At 62.3% G+C, this 18,040-nt stretch carries 19 protein-coding genes; 1 reads left to right on the top strand and 18 read right to left on the bottom strand.

What is annotated here, in order from left to right:
- Window positions 1-59: 59 nt before the first annotated feature.
- The 5 genes from H4I92_RS00510 to mpl all read right to left on the bottom strand — a co-directional run bounded on the left by H4I92_RS00510 (window position 60) and on the right by mpl (window position 6,293).
- Window positions 60-2,165: a hypothetical protein gene (locus H4I92_RS00510; RefSeq protein WP_143512560.1), complete on the bottom strand. Its 2,106-nt coding sequence runs from the start codon at window positions 2,163-2,165 to the stop codon at window positions 60-62.
- Between the two features lie 102 nt (window positions 2,166-2,267).
- Entirely contained in the window at window positions 2,268-3,407 is a 1,140-nt protein-coding gene (locus H4I92_RS00505; protein WP_077528698.1) for an acyl-CoA dehydrogenase family protein, read from the bottom strand.
- A 100-nt stretch (window positions 3,408-3,507) separates the two neighbouring features.
- Window positions 3,508-4,275, bottom strand: coding sequence for an ATP-binding protein (locus tag H4I92_RS00500; RefSeq protein WP_077528697.1), 768 nt, complete (start codon window positions 4,273-4,275; stop codon window positions 3,508-3,510).
- The gene (locus H4I92_RS00495) at window positions 4,262-4,897 is read right to left on the bottom strand and encodes a flavin prenyltransferase UbiX (RefSeq protein ID WP_245800832.1); all 636 of its coding nucleotides are present in this window, start codon (window positions 4,895-4,897) and stop codon (window positions 4,262-4,264) included. Before H4I92_RS00495 ends, H4I92_RS00500 begins: the two co-directional genes overlap by 14 nt.
- A gap of 22 nt (window positions 4,898-4,919) precedes the next feature.
- Entirely contained in the window at window positions 4,920-6,293 is a 1,374-nt protein-coding gene (mpl, locus tag H4I92_RS00490) for a UDP-N-acetylmuramate:L-alanyl-gamma-D-glutamyl-meso-diaminopimelate ligase (protein WP_077528695.1), read from the bottom strand.
- Between the two features lie 151 nt (window positions 6,294-6,444).
- On the opposite strand from mpl, the gene H4I92_RS00485 reads away from it, so the two are divergent.
- A complete protein-coding gene (locus H4I92_RS00485) occupies window positions 6,445-7,707 on the top strand; it encodes a 6-phosphofructokinase (RefSeq protein ID WP_077528694.1) in 1,263 nt (420 codons plus the stop codon).
- A gap of 6 nt (window positions 7,708-7,713) precedes the next feature.
- Here the strand turns inward: H4I92_RS00485 and H4I92_RS00480 are convergent, their stop codons facing one another.
- The 13 genes from H4I92_RS00480 to nadD are packed head-to-tail and all read right to left on the bottom strand — an operon-like array spanning window position 7,714 to window position 18,029.
- Window positions 7,714-7,905: a hypothetical protein gene (locus tag H4I92_RS00480; RefSeq protein WP_077528693.1), complete on the bottom strand. Its 192-nt coding sequence runs from the start codon at window positions 7,903-7,905 to the stop codon at window positions 7,714-7,716.
- Between the two features lie 26 nt (window positions 7,906-7,931).
- Window positions 7,932-8,174, bottom strand: coding sequence for a GrxA family glutaredoxin (locus H4I92_RS00475; RefSeq protein ID WP_077528692.1), 243 nt, complete (start codon window positions 8,172-8,174; stop codon window positions 7,932-7,934).
- Window positions 8,175-8,230: 56 nt separating this feature from the next.
- Window positions 8,231-9,637, bottom strand: a complete 1,407-nt coding sequence (locus H4I92_RS00470; protein WP_077528691.1) for an ABC1 kinase family protein — start codon at window positions 9,635-9,637, stop codon at window positions 8,231-8,233.
- On the bottom strand, window positions 9,638-10,285 hold the full coding sequence (lipB, locus tag H4I92_RS00465) for a lipoyl(octanoyl) transferase LipB (RefSeq protein ID WP_077528690.1): 648 nt from the start codon (window positions 10,283-10,285) through the stop codon (window positions 9,638-9,640).
- Window positions 10,285-10,554 (bottom strand): HP0495 family protein, encoded by a 270-nt coding sequence (locus tag H4I92_RS00460; protein WP_077528689.1) that lies wholly within the window; start codon window positions 10,552-10,554, stop codon window positions 10,285-10,287. Before H4I92_RS00460 ends, lipB begins: the two co-directional genes overlap by 1 nt.
- Before the next feature lie 10 nt (window positions 10,555-10,564).
- The gene (locus H4I92_RS00455) at window positions 10,565-11,716 is read right to left on the bottom strand and encodes a D-alanyl-D-alanine carboxypeptidase family protein (RefSeq protein WP_077528688.1); all 1,152 of its coding nucleotides are present in this window, start codon (window positions 11,714-11,716) and stop codon (window positions 10,565-10,567) included.
- 20 nt (window positions 11,717-11,736) lie between these two features.
- Window positions 11,737-12,627: a septal ring lytic transglycosylase RlpA family protein gene (locus H4I92_RS00450; RefSeq protein WP_077528687.1), complete on the bottom strand. Its 891-nt coding sequence runs from the start codon at window positions 12,625-12,627 to the stop codon at window positions 11,737-11,739.
- A 2-nt stretch (window positions 12,628-12,629) separates the two neighbouring features.
- On the bottom strand, window positions 12,630-13,493 hold the full coding sequence (gene mltB, locus H4I92_RS00445) for a lytic murein transglycosylase B (RefSeq protein ID WP_077528686.1): 864 nt from the start codon (window positions 13,491-13,493) through the stop codon (window positions 12,630-12,632).
- Between the two features lie 8 nt (window positions 13,494-13,501).
- Window positions 13,502-14,647 (bottom strand): rod shape-determining protein RodA, encoded by a 1,146-nt coding sequence (gene rodA / locus H4I92_RS00440; protein ID WP_077528685.1) that lies wholly within the window; start codon window positions 14,645-14,647, stop codon window positions 13,502-13,504.
- Window positions 14,644-16,554: a penicillin-binding protein 2 gene (gene mrdA / locus H4I92_RS00435; RefSeq protein WP_077528684.1), complete on the bottom strand. Its 1,911-nt coding sequence runs from the start codon at window positions 16,552-16,554 to the stop codon at window positions 14,644-14,646. Before mrdA ends, rodA begins: the two co-directional genes overlap by 4 nt.
- Window positions 16,555-16,556: 2 nt before the next feature.
- The gene (rlmH, locus tag H4I92_RS00430) at window positions 16,557-17,030 is read right to left on the bottom strand and encodes a 23S rRNA (pseudouridine(1915)-N(3))-methyltransferase RlmH (protein WP_077528683.1); all 474 of its coding nucleotides are present in this window, start codon (window positions 17,028-17,030) and stop codon (window positions 16,557-16,559) included.
- Window position 17,031: 1 nt separating this feature from the next.
- Window positions 17,032-17,382 carry a ribosome silencing factor gene (rsfS, locus tag H4I92_RS00425; RefSeq protein WP_077528682.1) on the bottom strand — a complete coding sequence of 117 codons (351 nt, stop codon included), beginning with the start codon at window positions 17,380-17,382 and terminating at the stop codon, window positions 17,032-17,034.
- A gap of 2 nt (window positions 17,383-17,384) precedes the next feature.
- A complete protein-coding gene (nadD, locus tag H4I92_RS00420; RefSeq protein ID WP_218668093.1) occupies window positions 17,385-18,029 on the bottom strand; it encodes a nicotinate-nucleotide adenylyltransferase in 645 nt (214 codons plus the stop codon).
- Window positions 18,030-18,040: the final 11 nt, after the last annotated feature.

Genomic DNA, 18,040 nt, shown 5'->3' with positions numbered 1-18,040 from the left:
ATGTGATGCGTACTTTAATGGGCGCTCGCGGGGCTGTCAAACATTTTTTGGATTCCAGGCTACTGGCTCCGGGTGCCTATGGATTCCAGGTAGTCAGCGAAGCGCATGTATTCGTAGCCGATGTAATACTGGAGATTCGCGGGACTTCCGGCGACAGAGAACGCTTCCTCGCCATTACTTCCACAGAATCTGTTGCCAGCCTCAAGCGAATCCAGCGTAAACACCCGCATGGAAAGCAGCCGATCCGGTTGATCAATCTTCCACGGCTCCTCAACACCGTCTGTCGGGTACTCATATTCGCGCACGGTAACGCCGGTTCCATCCGCAGCCTGCGGATAGCTCTCAGCAAGGACCCTGAGTGTGGCGTTCTCTTCGCCCTCGTTGCGCAGATGGCCATAACGCGTGATCTGGAATTTGATTCCAGTTTCAGGGTCCGTATCACTGACCGTCACAGTCTGTTGATGGGTGACATGCTGAATTGTCGAAGTCGTGCTGCAGCCCGTCACCTCCTGGGTCGTTCCGTACTGGACCTCCAGACGGCTGGCACCCTCCAGCGGATCACGTGTAACCGGCAAACCCACAGCCCCCTCAGGCACCCCCTCCGAAGGTACCGTTATCGCCGCATCCACAATATCCTGACCACTGGTTCCCGGAGGCCTGCGCACCAGTCCTGAACCATCCCCAGCTTTCACATACACCCGCTCCAGGGTGCCATCCGGATACGTCTCTGTGCTGTCATTCCCGAAGCGCCCGGAATCCAGACCGATGCTCGGAGTGGCCCAGTCAATGGCACCATTCCCGTTGCCAAAACGTTCATCCAAGACCTCGGATGAAAGTGCATCCCGCTCCACCGCCTGACTCAGGACTGGCCCCGTCTCCATATCCAGATAGGGAGCATACCCAAGATCCACTGGGTTCCCAGCGGCGCTGCCACCACTGGTGAGGAAGCGGAAAGCACTCATGGACGGACGGGTCTGACCCCGCACGCTGATACGGCTGATCCTGCCCCCCGGACCGTAATCAAAAAAGACCTGCGCGTTGAGTTCAGCGTCCTCAGCTGTCAGACGCCCCATGCGGACTTGCTCACCATCACCCCCCTCCACGATTTCCAGGGCGCCCGGAGCAAAGTTCTCTTCATTCTCCGGGTTGTCCAGGGGCGTGAAATAACGCTGTTCCACGGGAACCAGCGGGTTTGCGAGATTCGGCTCAAAGTCCCGGATACTGTCCAACTGCCCGTCCGCTGGCAGGGCGTAGCCATCAAGTCCCCTGGCTTCAATGTCAGCGTCCACATCCCTGATGACGTTTGATGCCTGATCCAGCACCACGGACCCGAGGACCTGCAGATCCTCCGGCTGAAAGAATGTGATGTCACCCTCTCCAGGAGACAGGCTGTCCAGGTTCCCGGCAGCCTGCGCAACCGCCTCACTGCGCTCCCCGGTAACCTGCTTCTGCTGCAGTCGCCGTAACGCCGTCGCATAATGGGGAGTTCGGGTAGTTCCCTGCGCGTTCAGATAATCCTGGTAGATGCTGACCGGCTCCTGGGCGTCCAGGAGGTTCTGCTGCTGTAGACGGCTCGCCGCAGAGGCCGCATCAAGGCTGCCGCCGCGAAGCCAGCGGATGGTTTCTGTGAGTGTAGTGAACGGCGAGACAGTGCTGATACCGGGCGGTGCACTGAGAAAGAAAGCCCGATCTACCAGCTCACCGTCGTTGTGTGTCTCATTGGGTACTGCGACGACCATCAGGGAGTAATCGGAAGGATCCAGATCAGCGGCAACGCTTTCCGGAAGATCCAGCGCGCTCACATCGAGGTCCAGATTGCCATCGGCGTCCGTGATGCCCCAGGGTTCCGTCAGCTCGAAATCGTCACCAACGTCCCGTCTCGCCTTTGTCTCGTCGTCGGCATCGGCCAGGACGTCGGCCTCATAATCCTGGTCGTCGTAAACGGAAAGAGCCTGGTCACCATCCATATCAAGCCAGACCAGCGCCCGTTCCAGTCTGCCGTTGCGGGCCTGCACCGGATAGGTATCGGGATCGCCCGCCTCGGGATTGCTCTCGTAGCGCGTGATGTCCTCACCGTATTCGTCGGAGTCACTGTCCCCGAGGCAGCCGGCAAGGGCTGTAGCCACCATAAGGGCGAAACCGGCCCGGAGTATGATTCTGATCATGGATGCGCCACCCGCTGTCCGCATTGCGCCATTGTCCTGACGCGACTCTAACGGATGGGCGCAGCCTGTACCTTGATGCGCTTGGCAAATATGGAGGCCGGATCAGAGCGAGCGGGCAACGATCTCCTTCATGATCTCGTTGGTGCCCGCGTAGATGCGCTGCACGCGGGAATCCGCCCAGGCCCGGGCGATGGGGTACTCGGTCATGTAGCCGTAGCCGCCGAACAGCTGCAGGCATTCGTCCATCACCCGGCACTGCAGGTCGGTGGTCCACTGCTTGAGCATGGCGGCGGTGGGCACATCCAGCTTACCCTCCAGGTGCATCTCCAGGCAGCGGTCCACGAAGGTACGCCCGGCCGTGATGTCCGCTTTGAGCTCGGCCAGCTTGAAGCGGGTGTTCTGGAAGCCGATCACCGGCTTGCCGAAGGCCTGGCGCTCTTTCACGTAATCCAGGGTCCACTCGAAGGCGCCCTCGCAGGCGGCCAGGGCCACCAGCCCCACCAGCAGGCGTTCCTGGGGCAGCTCCTGCATCAGCTGCATGAAGCCCTGCCCTTCCGCGCTGCCCAGAAGGTTCTCCTTCGGCACCTTCACGTCCTGGAAGAAGAGCTCCGAGGTGTCCTGGGCCTTCATGCCCACCTTGTCCAGGTTGCGGCCCTTGTCGAACCCGGGCCAGTCCGCCTCGACCAGGAAGAGGCTGGTGCCCTTGGCGCCCTCCTTGGGATCGGTCTTGGCCACGACGATCACCAGGTCTGCCATCTGGCCGTTGGTAATAAAGGTCTTGGAGCCGTTGAGCACGTAGTGCTCGCCATCCCAGATGGCGGAGGTCCGGATGCCCTGGAGGTCGGAGCCGGCGCCGGGCTCGGTCATGGCAATGGCGGTGATCATCTCGCCCCGGGCCATCTTCGGCAGGTACTTCTGCTTCTGTTCCTCGGTGCCGTAATGGTGGATATAGGGGGCAACGATGTCCGAGTGCAGGAAGAACCCGATGCCCGAGAGCCCGAGCCGACTGACCTCTTCCATGACCACGGCACTGTAGCGGAAGTCCACTCCGGCACCGCCGTACTCTTCCGGCAACGACGGGCACAGCAGGCCCAGTTCAGCGCCTTTTTTCCAGAGCTCGCGGCTGACCTGGCCATCCTTTTCCCACTGGTCGTGGTAGGGCACGGCCTCGTTCTGGAGGAAGCGGACGACGGTGTCCCGGAACTGGTGGACGTCGCTGTCGTAGATCGGGCGTGAAAGCATCGGGGCGAACTCCGCTATTGTTGTTTCAGTCGCGCTCAGTGTCGCGATGCGCCGAGGCCGCCACAATGACCAAAGCGTTCAATCGGGTTGGCTGGAAGTACTACTCGAATTCACCGCTGTAGGCACGCCGGAACTGCTCCGCCGTGCGCCCGCTGCGCCCGCCGCGGGCCAGCGCGAACTGGAGAGCGACCCGGTGCAGGGCTTCCCGGTCCTGAACCTCCGGGAACAGCGCATCCACGGTCTCCAGGTAGGTCTTCTGGTCAAAGGGGTAGAACGACAGCCAGAGCCCGAAGCGGTCCGAGAGCGAGACCTGCTCCTCCACCGCCTCCGAGGGATGGATCTCACCGTTGACCATGGTGGTGTCCTGGTTGTCCTTCATGTACTCCGGCATCAGGTGGCGCCGGTTGGAGGTGGCATAGACCCGTACGTTCTCCGGCGGCAGCTCGATGGAGCCTTCCATGACGCTCTTGAGCGGCTTGTAGCCCGGATCGTCAGTGCCGAAGGAGAGGTCATCGCAGTAGATGATGAAACGCTCGCGGCATTCACGGATCGGGTCCACGATCTCGTGCAGGTGGACCAGGTCGTCCTTGTCCACTTCAATCACCCGCAGACCCTGCTCCCGGTAGCGATTGAGCAGGGCCTTCACGAGGGATGACTTACCCGTGCCCCGGGAGCCCCAGAGCAGCGCGTGGTTGGCCGGCTGACCGGCGAGAAAGCGTTCGGTGTTGTGGGCCAGCTGCGCCTTCTGCGACTCGATACCATGCAGATCCTCCAAGCGCACCGGGTCCGGGTGGGTGACCCCTCTCAGTTCCTGGCGCTGGGAGCGCCAGATGGCCGCCGGAACCTGCTGCCAGTCAATCCCGCTCATCGGTGTTCTTTTCTCCTGCCGTATCGCGTTTCATGGCCAGGCGTGCCTCGCCCCAACGCCCGACCAGGGTCTGCTCAAGGCCCAGGTGATCCAGGAGGCGCGCCACGATGAAATCCACCAGGTCGCCCACGCTCTGCGGTTCGTGATAGAAGCCCGGGCTCGCGGGCATGATGGTGGCGCCCATGCGGGTGAGCGTGAGCATGTTCTGCAGGTGGACCTCGGAGTAGGGGGACTCGCGCGGCACCAGGATCAGCTGGCGCCGTTCCTTGAGGGCCACATCCCCGGCCCGCTCAATGAGGTTGTCACTGGCACCGTTGGCCAGCGCCGAAAGTGTGCCGGTGCTGCAGGGGCAGATCACCAGCGGTGCCTTCGGACCCGAGCCCGAGGCCGGTGGCGCGAACCAGTCCTCCCGGCCGAACAGGGTCAGCTGCCCTGCCTCACCACCACAGCGCTCCGTTAAGAGCCGTGTGGCAGCATCCGTGCTGCCCGGCAGGCGCAGGTCCGTCTCGGTGCTGATCACCACCTGGGCCGCCTTCGAGATCATCAGGCGCACCTCGCAGCCGGCCGCCATCAACTGCTCCAGCAGCCGCAGACCGTAGGGCGCGCCGGATGCGCCGGTCATGGCCACATTGATCACAGGTCGTTCAGCCAAAACAGGTCTCCAGCTGGTTCCTGAGCCGTTCCCGCAACCCACCCATGCCGCCATTGCTCATGAGCACGATATGGCAGGGCCGGGGCAGTTCCCCGCAGAGGCCGGTCACGAGCTCTTCCATCACGGTGTACCGGCTGTGGCGCCCGTCCGCGCCCTCCAGCATGGCGGCGAGCCAGTCCTGTTCATCGTAGTCCACCCATACCACGCGATTCGCCAGCATGGTGGACTCCAGGAGGCGGGCACTGTGATGGCCCTGCCTCATGGTGTTGGAGCGCGGCTCAACCACGGCCACCACCGGCTCATCGCCCACCTGGTGGCGAAGGCCGTCCAAGGTCGTGGCGATGGCCGTTGGATGATGGGCAAAGTCGTCGTAAAGCCGGATGCCGCCCACGTCCGCGATCAGCTCCATGCGCCGCTTGACTCCGCCGAAGCGCTGGAGGGCAGCGATGGCGTGGTCCGGGGTGACGCCCACGTGCTTGGCGGCGGCAATGGCGGCCAGGGCGTTGCGCACATTGTGCTGGCCGGTCAGATTCCAGCGCAGCCGGGCCACGGGCTGCTCGTTGTGGACCACCATGAACTCACTGCCATCCGAAGCGGTCAGCTCCGCGCGCCAGCTCGCCAGGTCCGATTCCCCGCCGATGGCGGTGCTCTGGATAGGCGTCCAGCAGCCCAGCGCCAGGGCCGAATCCAGGTTACGGTCACGCGCCGGTCGTACGATCAGGCCCGTGGCCGGCACAGTACGCACCAGATGGTGCACCTGGCGCTCAATAGCCTCGATACTGTCAAAGATGTCTGCGTGATCGAACTCCAGGTTGTTGAGGATCAGAGTCCGGGGGCGGTAGTGGACGAACTTGGAGCGCTTGTCGAAGAAGGCGCTGTCGTACTCGTCCGCCTCCACCACGAAGAAATCACTGCTGCCCAGGCGCGCCGAGTGCTCAAAGTCGTTTGGCACCCCGCCAATCAGGTATCCAGGATCAAACCCGGCCTGCTCCAGGATCCAGAGCATCATCGAGGCGGTGGTGGTCTTGCCATGGGTGCCCGCGGCGGCCAGCACCCAGCGGCCGTGCAGCACCTCCCGGGACAGGAACTCCGGGCCGGAGACATAGGGCATATTCCGGTTGAGCATGTATTCCACGGCCGCATTGCCCCGCCCCAGGGCATTGCCCACCACCACCAGATCCGGGGCGGGCTTTAGGGCCTCACGGTCGTACCCCTCGTGCAGCCGGATGCCCGCCTGCTCCAGCTGGGTACTCATGGGCGGGTAGACGTTCTCGTCCGAGCCCGTGACCTCGTGCCCGAGCTCACGCGCGAGCAGCGCCAGGCTGCCCATGAAGGTACCGCAGATGCCAAGGATATGGATGTGCATAGTCCGCCGTTCCGGCCCGTTGCCCATGGATCACGCCATGGTATTGGAAATCCCGGATAAACCCAATCCGCTGTCATCTGGATCATGCACAACCGCGGTGCTTTCAAGTATCATGCGTCACCATTCAGTCGATTGCAGGAGACTCAACACCATGGCGCCCAAGAACGCTTTCTATGCCCAGTCCGGAGGCGTGACCGCGGTTATCAATGCCAGCGCCGCGGGGGTGATCGAAACCGCGCGCAAACACGGCGACCGTATCGGCAAGGTATTCGCCGGCCGCAACGGTATTACTGGCGCCCTCAAGGAGGAGCTGATCGACACCAGCCATGAGACCGATGACGAGATCCGTGCCCTGATCCACACGCCCGGTGGCGCTTTCGGCTCCTGCCGCCACAAGCTGCGCAACATCGATGAGAACCGGCACGAGTACGAACGCCTGATCGAGGTTTTCCGTGCCCACGACATCGGCTATTTCTTCTACAACGGCGGCGGCGACTCCCAGGACACCGCCTTCAAGGTGTCCCAGATGGCCGAGCGCATGGGCTACCCGCTCAACTGCATCGGCATTCCCAAGACGGTCGACAACGACCTGCCCTTCACGGACTGCTGCCCCGGCTTCGGCTCCGTGGCCAAGTACGTGGCCACCTCCACGCTGGAGGCGAGCCTGGACATCCAGTCCATGTGCGACACCTCCACCAAGGTCTTCATCCTGGAGGTCATGGGCCGCCACGCGGGCTGGATTGCCGCCGCCGGCGGGCTGGCCGGAAAGAACCCGGGCGACGCGCCGCATATCATCGTCTTCCCGGAGCACCCCTTCGAGCGTGAGGCGTTCCTGAACAAGGTCGACCAGTGCGTGAAGGATCACGGGTTCTGTGTGGTGGTGGCCTCCGAGGGTGCCCAGTACGAGGACGGCCGTTTCCTCGCGGAAGCCGGCCAGAAGGACGCCTTCGGCCATACCCAGCTGGGCGGTGTGGCACCCACGCTGGCCAACATGGTGAAACAGTCACTGGGGCACAAGTACCACTGGGCGGTGGCGGACTATCTCCAGCGCTCGGCGCGCCACATCGCCTCACAGACGGATGTGGAGCAGGCTTATGCCGTGGGTGAGGCGGCCGTCAACTACGCCCTCGAAGGCCGTAACGGCATCATGCCCATCATCAAGCGCGAGTCTTCCAACCCCTATCGCTGGCACATCAGCGAGGCGCCGCTGAACGAGGTGGCCAACCAGGAGAAGAAGATGCCGATCCACTACACCACGGATGAAGGCTTCGGCATCACGGCGGACTGCCGCGAATACCTGGAGCCACTGATCCAGGGCGAAGCCTTCCCGCCGTTCGAGAATGGCCTGCCCAAGGTGGCCAAGCTTGAGAACCGGCCCGTGGAGAAGAAGCTCAAGGCCGACTTCAAGCTCTGAGGCGGGTCAGGACCCGGTGTCGTCGCTGCGGCGCCGGGTCATGGAGCGACGCTGGAACTGTTTCCAGAGCTCACCGGTGCTCTGCTCCTTCAGGTGTTCATCCAGGGTGCTACCGGTAACCTGCATCCAGTCCAGGTGCTGCTTCCAGCGTTCCTCCGGAATCGTTTCCGGGCGCTTCATGTTTTCGTCGTCGGCCATACCCGCATTTCCTCCGTCGTGGTGATTCAGGCCTGATTCTGTTCCATGTACTGGGTAAACTCGTCAAAACCACCGATGTGGCGGTCTCCGACGAAGATCTGCGGCACGGTATGCACGGGCGTTCCCGCGATCTCGCTGAGATCCTGCTTGTCCAGCCCTTCCGAGACCATATCGACCCATTCGTGCTCAAGGCCCTGTGTCTCGCAAAGCCGGCGGGCTCCGCTGCAGAAACCGCAGGACATACGGCCATAGATCGTAACTTTCTCCATCAATGACTCCTCGGGTCGTACATGTTTCGGGCGCAAGGATAGCATGGAATCCGCACTCAACCGGTGGTGCTTTCGGATTCCCCATAGAGGTAGTGGCGCAGCACCGGTTCGCCATCGAACTCTGCCGCCAGCACGGCGATGAAGGTGTAGACGCCCACCAGCTTGCGGTTGAGGAACACGAACTCTTTAGGGGGAATACGGAAGTATCGGTTGATGGCGGAACGGGTGGCCTCGCGCGCCACGCGGTTGGGCAGGTCGCTCTGCTTCCAGCGGTATTCGCCCCGCTCGTTCACGGCGTAATCCGGTTTTTCCATGGCCTCGCCGCTCAGTGGCTCCAGCACCCGCATACAGACGCCGCCAAACCGCTCCAGGACCGGCCGGGGCCAATCCGCCTGCATGAAGTTAAGCTTGATACCCCCTTCAATGACCGCATCCAGATCCTGTTCATAGGATGCCCGGATCATATCCCGGACTGGCCCCAGAAACTCATCCGAATACCGCTGAACGGCCCCGAAATCCAGAAGCACAATGCAGTCACGGTCACCGGTTTCCTCGGCCAGCCGGATGCGGTAATTGCCGAAATTGGGATCCGTCTGGATCTCGTTCCAGATGAAGAGTTCACTAAGGAAAAGTTCCAGCGCCCCCCGGCCCAGCGCGGAACGCCGCTCCAGTGACAGGGACTGTACCGTGTCGGAGCTCACCGAATGGCCGGACTCAAAGGTCGAGGCAATGACGTGGTCGCTGGAGTAGGCCTCAACCACCCGTGGCACGATGAAACGTGGATCATCCATCAGTTTCTGCCGGAAGGACTCGGTGGTCCGGGCTTCCAGACGGTAGTCCACCTCCCGGTGCATCATGGCGCGGACTTCCTCGAGCCACTCATCAAAGGCCGGCCCCCAGGAGACCACGCGGGCCATCTTCAGTACCTGGGCCACGGAATTCAGGTCGGAATCCACGGCATCGGCCACGCCGGGGTACTGGATCTTGAGAACCAGTTCCTCGCCATCCTCACGGCGGCGGGCCCGGTGCACCTGCCCCAGGGAGGCGGCGCCAATGGGCTCCGGGTCAACCTCCAGTTCGGAAAGCCGCTGTTCACCCAGCTCGGCCGTAAGGGTGCGCTCGATGGTTCCCCATTCCAGCGACGTCGTCTGGTCCTCAAGGGTATGCAGGGCCTCAGTAACCTCCTCCGGCAGGAAGTGCTCGCCATAAAGGGCCATGATCTGACCGATCTTGACCACACTGCCCTTGAGCTGCCCCAGCTCCTCCACCAGATACTGCGCCTGGCGCGACAGCATGTCACTGCGGCGCTTGTCTCGACTTTCGCGGCTCCCGAACCAGTTGGTGGCGTAATGGGAAGCCATGCGGGTGCCGGCAAAAAGCCCGGCCCGGGTCAGGCTCAGGCGGCGCTCAAAGCTGCCGGTTTTGATCCGCGACACCGAACTGCGTTTCTTCTCGGAGCCCATTCACTCGCTCCCAGCCTGTTGCAACCGCTCCAGCAGCAGTCGCTGGAGTACATCCGACACCGCTCCCAGGGGCACCGCCTCACCCAGCTGATCCCGCATCTGGGTCACGGGCATGCCCGCGTACCCGCAGGGGTTGATCCGCTGGAAGGGCGAGAGATCCATGTCAACATTGAGCGCCAGCCCATGATAGGCACAGCCACGCCGCACCCTGAGCCCCAGTGATGCAATCTTCTCACCCGCCACATAGACGCCGGGCGCATCCCGGCGCGGGGCGCCCTCGATACCCCAGTGTGCCAGCACGGCCACGGTAGTGTCTTCCAGAAGGCTGACAAGCTGGCGCACGCCCAGTCCGCGGCGGCGAATGTCGATCAGTGTGTAGAGCATGACCTGACCGGGCCCGTGATAGGTGACCTGGCCGCCGCGGTCCACCTGCACCACTGGTATATCGCCTGGCCAGAGAAGATGCTCGGCACGGCCCGCTTGGCCCTGCGTAAAAACAGGCTCGTGCTCCAGCAGCCAGCACTCATCACGGGTGTCGCAATCGCGCCGCTCAGTAAAAGCCTTCATGGCTTCAAAAACGGGCTCATAGGTGCGCTGACCGAGCCACTCAAACCGCGGCTCGTCGGCAATGGGGGCGGGTTGCGCCATCAGACCACCATATGAACCTGGCCGGTGGCCTTAAGTGCCGTGAACAGGTTCCGCAGCTGCTCCTCACCGGTGGCCCTGAGGGTTACACGAACCGAGATGAACCGGCCGTTACGGCTCGGCTGGGCGGTAAGGGTCGCCGGGTCAAACGCCGGATCGAACTGCTGCACGACCCGGGTTACCGTCAGTGCGAAATCTTCACTGTGATCCCCGATCACCTTGATCGGGTAGTCACAGGGGAACTCGATCTGGGGATTCTGGCCTTGAGTCATACCTCACAGGTTACTGGAAGAGCTCCAGGAAGAACAGCTTGATGGCGTCCCAGATCCGCCGGAAGAAACCGCCCTCTTCCACCGAATGCAGTGCCACCAGCTCGCGCTCGGCCAGGGTTGTACCCTCATGGGTCACCGTCAGCTCGCCGAGCACGCTGCCACGCTCGATGGGCGCCTCCAGAACGGATTCCACGGATATCTTCGGCTCCAGATTCTCCCGCGCTCCATTGGGCACGGTGAGATAGAGATCCTCCTGCAGCCCCAGATCAAGCTGGTCGCTGGCGCCCTTCCACACACGGGACTCGGTAATCTTCTCCCCCCCCTCGTAGAGGCGGAAGGTCTCGTAATAGCGGAAGCCGTAGTTGAGCAGCTGCTGGGACTCCCGGGCCCGTGCCTCGGAACTGGAAGTCCCCATGACAACACTCACCAGGCGCATGCCATCACGTTCGGCCGAGGACGCCAGGCAGTAGCCCGCTTCGTCCGTGTGGCCGGTCTTGAGGCCATCCACGGACTTATCCCGCCAAAGCAGACGGTTGCGGTTCGGCTGACGGATGCCGTTATAGGTATAGTAACGCTTGGAGTAGAGATCATAGGTGTCCGGAAAATCCCGGATTTTGGCCCGGGCCAGAATCGCCATGTCCCGAGCCGTGGTGTACATGTCCGGATCCGGCATGCCGGTGGCGTTGGTGAAGTTGGTGTTCTCCATCCCCAGCTGGCTCGCCTGCTGGTTCATCATCTGCGCGAAAGAGCCCTCGCCTCCGGCGATGTGTTCCGCCAGCGCCACACTAGCATCATTGCCGGACTGGACGATGATCCCATTCATCAGTTCCCGGACCGAGATCTTCGTTCCCTCACGCAGGAACATGCGCGAGCCGCCGGTCTTCCAGGCATTGACACTGACGGTGGTCTCCTCATCCATGCTCAGGCGGCCCTCTTCCATCTCGCGATCAGCGATATAGGCCGTCATCATCTTCGTCAGGCTGGCGGGGGCCACACGCTCATCCGCGTTTTTCTCCACCAACACCCGTCCGCTCTGGGCATCCATGAGAATATAGGCATTGGCCCCGAGTTCGGGGGGCGAGGGAATCAGGCTGTCAGCCTGCAGCGGCGTGGCCGCCAGGGTCATACCGAAAACCAGAAGAATCGAGAACAGCTTGCGCATGGTTGAATCGTCCTGATGTGTCAGCCCGCGCTTCCGGCGGGCCGCTTGATGATGATGGACTGCCCCAGATCATTACGCTCAATGGCCCGCTGAGCCTGTTCCGCAGCGCTCCGCTCCCGGAATGGGCCCACCCAGACCCGGTGGACCCGGGAATCATCACTGCTTCTGACCAGGTGCACATCACTGGCCGTGACCATGAGCAGCTGGGCCTTGAGCTGGGTAGCGGCCGTTAAATTACCAAACGCACCCACCTGAACAAAGAGGCGATCCTCTTTTTTGCTGGATGGTAATGCGGATTTCTTTTCGGGTTCCGTATTACCGTCCTGAGCGGACCCATTTTTTTTCGTTTCCGGTTGCTCCTCCGGCGGCCGGGTTGCCACCGCCTCGATATGAACCCGCGCCGTTCCTTGACCATCAAACCCGAGTACTCGGGCCGCCGCATAGGACAGATCGATCAGACGATCCCCGTGGAAAGGTCCCCGGTCATTCACCCGAACAATGGTGGAGCGGTCGTTCGCAAGATTCGTAACCCGCACGTACGTGGGCAGGGGCAGGCTGCGATGGGCCGCGCTGAGTTCGTACATGTCATAGGTCTCACCATTGGAGGTGAGATGCCCATGGAATTTGCGCCCGTACCAGCTGGCGGTTCCGGTCGCCTCATAGCCCTGTGCGGACGGCATCACCTCATAGCTCTTGCCCCAGACCTCGTAGGGGGATTTATTGCCTGACCTGCTGGGCGGTTCATACTGTGGCTCGGGTTCGCTTACACTGGCAACATCCAGCTCGCGGTCCGGGCCGGTGTCCTGGGAAAGCGTGTAACGGGAGTCCGATTGGCGCTGTTGACCGTTTCCAGCACAGCCGGCAAGCGCCAGCACCAGCAGCCCCACCAGGAGATGACGGCTGCCGCCCATAATCAGGGGGCCTCCTTAAGGCGCTGCGCCAGAGACCAGGCCGCCATCGCGTACAGGTCACTGTGGTTGTAGCGCGTGATCACGTCGAAGTTGCCATGGACAATCCAGTGCCGGACGCTATCCTCCACGCGCAAGCACAGCAGGCGGGTGTTGCCGACCGGACCGCGCCATTCCGCCAGAGGCATGGCTACGGGTGCCCCCCGCTGCCAGTCATGGGCATGGAAGTAGTGGGCCACGCTGCCAATGGCGTCCACCGGGTCGTCGAAAAGGTCAACGGTTCCGTCACCATTGAAATCCACCGCGTAATGCCGGTAGCTGCTGGCGATGAACTGGCCATATCCCATGGCCCCCGCGTAAGAGCCCATGGGTTCCCGCGGGTCAAACCCCTGCTCCCTTGCCAGCAGCAGGAAATGGCGCAACTCGTCCCGGAAAAAATCCGCTCTCGGCGGATAGCCAAACCCCAGGGTGACGAGCGCATCCAGAACCCGGTCATTGCCGGCGTGGCGCCCATAGTAGGTTTCGATGCCGATGATGGCGGTCACCAGTTCCGCCGGCACCCCATAGGTGCGCTCCGCACGCGCCAGGGTTTCCCGGTGCTCCAGCATGAAGGCCCGGCCCTGCTTCAGGCGCTCAGGGGTCAGGAAGATCTCCCGATACTCCCCCCAATCCAGCACCTTTTCAGCGGGCGCGCTGATGCGCTCAATCACCTCTTCGTCATGGCGGGCGTCTTCGAGCCACGCGATAACCCGGTCACGCTCAAAGCCTTCCTCCTCAACCATGCGCTCAATGAAGCGCTCGCGTTCGGAGGAGGCCCCGAATGCAGCAAAGCTGAACAGAGCAAGCAGCAATACGGTGAATCGCGCCATGGGCAGGGTCAGGACTCCAGCATACGTCGGTGGGTATGGACAGCCATCAGAATACCGAAGCCCGCCAGCAGCGTCACGATTGATGTGCCGCCGAAACTAACCAGCGGCAGCGGCACCCCTACCACCGGCATCAGTCCACTGACCATGGCCACGTTAACCACCACATACATAAAGAAAATTATGGCCAGACCTCCGGAGAGAAGCCGACTGAAAGAGGTCTGGGCCGCAGAGGCGATAAACAAACTGCGAACTACAACCAGCGCGTACAGCGCCAGCAGAAAGGTTACACCGATAAAACCAAACTCTTCGGCCAGAACCGCAAGTATGAAATCCGTGTGGCTTTCCGGCAGGAAATCCAGGTGAGACTGGGTTCCCTCGCCCCATCCCTTGCCGTGCAGCCCTCCAGAGCCGATTGCGGCCTTGGACTGGGTGATGTTCCAGCCCGCCCCGAGCGGGTCACTACCGGGGTTCAACAGGGTCAGCACGCGCTCCTTCTGGTAATCACGCATCACAAAAAGCCAGAGTACGGGAATGGAAGCCCCTCCCGCCGTCACCATCAGCATGATCAACTTCCAGCTCAGTCCCGCGAGAAACAGCACCGCCAAGCCGGATGCAATGACGAGCACCGCCGTCCCCAGATCCGGCTGCGCAATAATCAGTGCTCCGGGCAACGCCGTCAGGACCAGAGCCATGAGAATCGGTAACAGCCGGGGAGGCAGCACCAGCTGTGAAAGGAACCAGGCCACCATCAGCGGAACACCTATCTTCATGGCCTCCGATGGCTGGAAGCGCGGCAGCCCGGGTAGCGCCAGCCAGCGTTGCGCGCCCTGGGCGCCGGCGCCGAAAAGCAGAACCAGCACCAGAGCGACGATGCCCGCCAGATACAGCCAGGGCGACCAACGCCGATAGAGCATGGGATCCAACTGCGCAAAGAACAGCATCACCAGCAATCCCACACCAATGCGCAGCGCCTGACTCCGGACAATGGCCATGCCATTTTCCCCCGCACTGTAGAGAACCACCAGCCCGAACCCCATGATGAGCATCAGCAGCAGGAGCAGCCAGGGATCCAGGTGCAGACGGCTCAGCCAGCCGCCACGACGCTGCAGGTAGTCCGGATCCATGGCGATCTGGCGTACGAATTCCTGTCTCATGGCTGACCTCCCGCGGTCCCGCCATCACTCTCCATACTTCCAGGCAGGGCCTGTCTGGTCAGTACGTCCGGGAAACCATTGATCCAGGCATCTGTTACCTGGCGTGCCACCGGCGCCGCCGTGGCACTGCCACTGCCGCCGTTCTCAACCAGTACAGACACAACAATTTCCGGATCATCAGCAGGTGCAAAGGCCACAAACAGGGCATGATCCCGCATGCGTTCGGCAACCTCATCCTCATCGTACTCCTCACCATCCAGGCTGAAGACCTGAGAGGTTCCGGTCTTGCCGGCCATACGGTAATTGAGGCCCGGGCTGATGCGGCGCGCCGTGCCCTCGGAGCCATGCACCACATCCTCCATGGCATTGATCACGTATTCCCAGTCCGATTCGCTCCCCATATCGACGGGCGGGCGGACAATGTCCGGCAGTAGGTGCTGTGCCGGGATATTGCCATCGATGTAGCGCAGATGCCGGGGCGGGTGCCGCTCCCCGCGGTTGGCGAGCACGCTGGTGGTGGCGGCCAGCTGCAGGGGCGTGGAGAGGAAATAGCCCTGGCCAATCCCCATGTTCACCGAATCCCCCGGATACCAGGGCGCGTCGTGAACGCGGCGCTTCCACTCAGGGCTCGGCAGAATCCCGGAGCGCTCATCCCGCACATCAAGCGACGTCACGGAGCCAAAACCAAAGCGTCCCAGATAATCGGCCATCCTGCTGCCGCCCATTTCGTAGGCCATCTTGTAGAAGTAGGTATCACTGGAAAGCACAATGGCGTCATAGAGGGTGGTATCCCCATGCCCCTGCCGCTTCCAGTTGCGAAAGACCTGACTGCTGTTGGGCAGTTGATAGTAACCAGGGTCATGGACAATTTCGGACTTGGTCACGGTATCCGACGCCAGCCCGGCCAGCGCCATCATGGGCTTGATGGTGGACCCCGGCGGGTACTGGCCGCGGGTGGCGCGGTTGAACAGGGGCTTGTCAGGCGAGTCGCGCAACGCGGCGTAACTCTTGTGATCAATGCCGGTGACGAATTTGTTGGTGTCAAAACCCGGCGTACTGACCTGGGCGAGCAACCCACCGGTTTCCGGATTGATGGCCACAACCGCACCCCGCCGATCGCCCAGAGCCTCCTGGGCCACCTGCTGAAGCCGGATGTCCAGGCTCAGGGTCAGATCCCGCCCGGGGCTCGGATCCTCTCGTTCCAGCACCCGCATTACGCGACCACGGGCATTGGTCTCGACATTCTGGTACCCCACCTCACCGTGCAGCTCTTCCTCATAGACCCGCTCAAGGCCAGTCTTGCCGATGTAATGGGTCCCCGCATATGCCACCTGGTCGATGCGTCGCGCATCCTGCTCATTGATCCTGCCCACGTAACCCAGTACATGGGAGGTCAGCCGGCCATAGGGATAGTACCGCACCAGCCGTGCTTCCATTTCCACACCGGGCAGGCTGTGGCGGTTCACCGCGAGCCGGGCCATTTCGGCTTCGGTCAGATGGTAGCGCAGTGGCACGGGCTCGAAGGGTCGGCGCCGTTCATCCATCCGCTGCCGGAAGTTCTCAACATCCTCCGGGCGAACATCCACAATATCCCGGATCTCACCGATCAGGGCATCCATGTCCGATACCTGCTCCGGAATAACCGTCAGGCTGAAAACCGGCCGGTTTTCCGCCAGAAGTACACCATTGCGGTCATAGATCAGTCCGCGGGTGGGAGGCACCGGCTGCACCTGAAGGCGGTTGCGGTCAGAGATCGTAGAGTAAGTCTCATGCTCGATGACCTGGAGATAATAGAAGCGCCCGATCAGAACCCCGATCACTATGAGCACTGCTATGACCGCTACGAACGACCTTCGCTGGAAGAGCTCCCGTTCCTGACCGGTATTGCGGAGCGTTCCCCAGCTCATGGTCAGCCGGCCCTGTGGTAAGGGTGGTTGCAGTTGATGCTCCAGGCGCGATAGAGCTGCTCCGCCAGCATCACCCGCACCAGTGGATGGGGAAGCGTCAGAGGCGACAGTGACCAGGTCTGGTTGGCACGCTCCCGGCACGCATCCGAGAGCCCTTCCGGCCCACCGATCAGGAAGGCAACGTCCTGCCCCTCCATGCGCCAGTGCTCAAGGCGCTCCGCGAGTTTCTCCGTGGACCACTGGCGACCGTCAATCTCAAGGGCGATCACCCATTCGGGACCACGCAGCGCCTTCAGCATCCGGTCGCCTTCATCCCGAACCGCGCGTGCCGTATCGGCCTGCCGCCCCCGGCCTCCGAGGGGGACTTCCGTCAGTTCCAGCCGCATCTCTCGGGGAAAACGCCTACGGTACTCTTCAAAGCCCGCGTTGAGCCAGTCGGGCAGCTTCTGCCCGGCGCTGATGACCTTCAGATGCATGCTACTCCGTACCCGAGACGCCCAGCCCCGGAGCATCCCGCCAGAACCGTTCCAGGTCGTAGAACTCACGGGTCGCCGGCAGCATCAGGTGAACGATCACGTCACCCATGTCCACCAGCACCCAATCGCTGGTTTCACCGCCCTCGAGTTTCGGCTTGCTGTCCGCTTCCTGCTTGGCGCGCTGCACCACTTCCTCGGCCAGCGAATGGATATGGCGATTGGAGTTGCCCGAGACGATGACCATGTAATCCGTCATGCTGGTACGGTCGCGCACGTCCAGTACAGCCACGTCCTGGCCCTTCATTGATTCGACGGCATCCACCGCCAGTGACTTCAGTTGTTCAGATTCCATAATCATCCTGTTTCAAGTCGATACAGCCCCTGATCCCGAATGGTCCGCCAGACCGCGTCCGGCACCAGGTAGCGGATTGATCGCCCGGCAGCGGCCCGGCTCCGGACTTCCGTGGCCGCAATCTCCAGCAGCGGCAGCTCCATCACCAGGATGGAACCACTGGCATTGTGCTGGAGATCAGCCGCGTCCGCTGCCCGGCGTTCCTGCAGCATGGCTGCAACGGGCTCCGTTGGCGCCAGAGGAAATCCGGGTCTGTTGACCACGATTATATGGGCGAGCTCAGGCAGTTGCATCCAGCCACGCCACTGATCAAGGGTATTGAAAGCGTCGGTTCCCACGACCATCGCCAGCGGCGTTTGCGCCCCCAGCTCGGAGCGCAGCTGCTGGAGTGTTTCCCCGCTATAGGACACCCGGTCCTGGTCCAGTTCACGGGAATCCACCATAAGCCCCGGCTCTTCCGCCACCGCATCCCGCAGCATGCCCAGCCGGGTGTCGCCCTCGGCTCCTGGCTGATCACGGTGCGGCGGGCGGTGGCAGGGCAGGAGCCGGATCCGGGCCCCCTCAAGACGTTCATGCAGTTCCACCGCCATCCGCAGATGGCCATTGTGGACGGGGTCAAAGGTGCCACCCAGCATCACGTGCAGCATGCCGGCTCCTG

The organism is Vreelandella halophila (assembly GCF_019903425.1).
Taxonomy (GTDB): domain Bacteria; phylum Pseudomonadota; class Gammaproteobacteria; order Pseudomonadales; family Oleiphilaceae; genus Halospina; species Halospina halophila.
Note: the sequence above shows the minus strand (reverse complement) of the source record. Positions and strands in the feature narration are given on the sequence as shown.